Source organism: Nocardioides sp. PD653-B2, assembly GCF_002117935.1.
GTDB lineage: Bacteria > Actinomycetota > Actinomycetes > Propionibacteriales > Nocardioidaceae > Nocardioides.
The window spans coordinates 1-1090 of record NZ_BDJE01000080.1; the positions used below are offsets into that span (position 1 = coordinate 1).

The following is a 1090-nucleotide window of genomic DNA, read 5'->3' on the forward strand; positions in this document are numbered from 1 at the left end:
TCTAGCTGTACCCGGCCGGGACGTTGGTAGCGGTCCTGGCCGTTGACGTGAAAGAGAACCTCCGGGTGGGGTGTGGCTTGTCTAAGGCCCACATCCACCCGGAGGTTCCATGTCTCACGGTAGTGCGCGGCTGACCGTCTACGGCCGGCTGCTGATCGTTCAACGCCACCAACAGGGCTGGCACCAGGCCCACATCGCGGCCGCGATGGGGGTCTCCCGCAAATGCGTGAAGACCTGGCTCGATCGCTATGCCGCCGAAGGCGAGGCAGGTCTGCAGACCCGGTCCTCACGACCACACTCCTCGCCAACTCGAACCTCGCACGAGGTCGAGCAGCGAGTGCTCGTGCTGCGCCACCGGGAGCGGCGCGGCCAGGACTGGCTCGGCCCGGAGCTGGGTCTGCCGCCACGCACGGTCTCGCGCATCCTGCGCCGCCACCAGGTGCCCTACCTACGTGAGTGCGACCCGATGACCGGCGAAGTGATCCGGGCCTCCAAGGTCACCGCGGTCCGTTACGAGCGGCCCCGGCCCGGCGACCTAGCCCACATGGACGTCAAGAAGCTCGGGCGAATTCACGACGGCGGCGGATGGAAGGCAGGCCCCGCGCACCGACAGACCGCGAAGCAGAAGCGCGCCAAGATCGGCTACGACTACGTCCACTCACTGATCGACGACCACTCCCGCTACGCCCATTCAGAGATCCTGCCCGATGAGAAGGGCGCGACCTGTGCGGCGTTCCTGCTCCGGGCCGCCGAAGCATTCGCCGCTGCCGGGATCACCCGAATCGAGCAGGTCATCACCGACAACCACATGTCCTACAAGCTCTCGCGCGACATGCGCGAGGCGATCGCCGCGATCGGCGCCCGCCACCTGTTCATCAAGCCCCACTGCCCCTGGCAGAACGGGAAGGTCGAGCGCTACAACCGCACCATCGCCACCGAATGGGCCTACCGACAACCATTCACCAGCAACCTCGAGCGCGCAGCAGCACTTGCGCCCTGGCTCGAGTACTACAACACTCAACGCCGCCACAGCGCACTCGGCGGACTCCCACCGATCAGCCGGCTACCAACCTGATGGCCGGGTACATCT

Annotated in this window: 1 protein-coding gene; it reads left to right on the forward strand. The window is 66.5% G+C overall.

Annotation, left to right across the window (positions count from 1 at the left end; translation table 11 throughout):
* The first annotated feature begins 109 nt into the window (after nucleotides 1-109).
* Nucleotides 110-1075 carry an IS481 family transposase gene (locus PD653B2_RS24145; RefSeq protein WP_085874971.1) on the forward strand — a complete coding sequence of 322 codons (966 nt, stop codon included), beginning with the start codon at nucleotides 110-112 and terminating at the stop codon, nucleotides 1073-1075.
* Nucleotides 1076-1090: the final 15 nt, after the last annotated feature.

Excerpts from the sequence above, each read along its gene's own strand:
- PD653B2_RS24145 (WP_085874971.1), top strand. The coding sequence starts at position 110 with ATGTCTCACGGTAGTGCGCGGCTGACCGTCTACGGCCGGCTGCTGATC.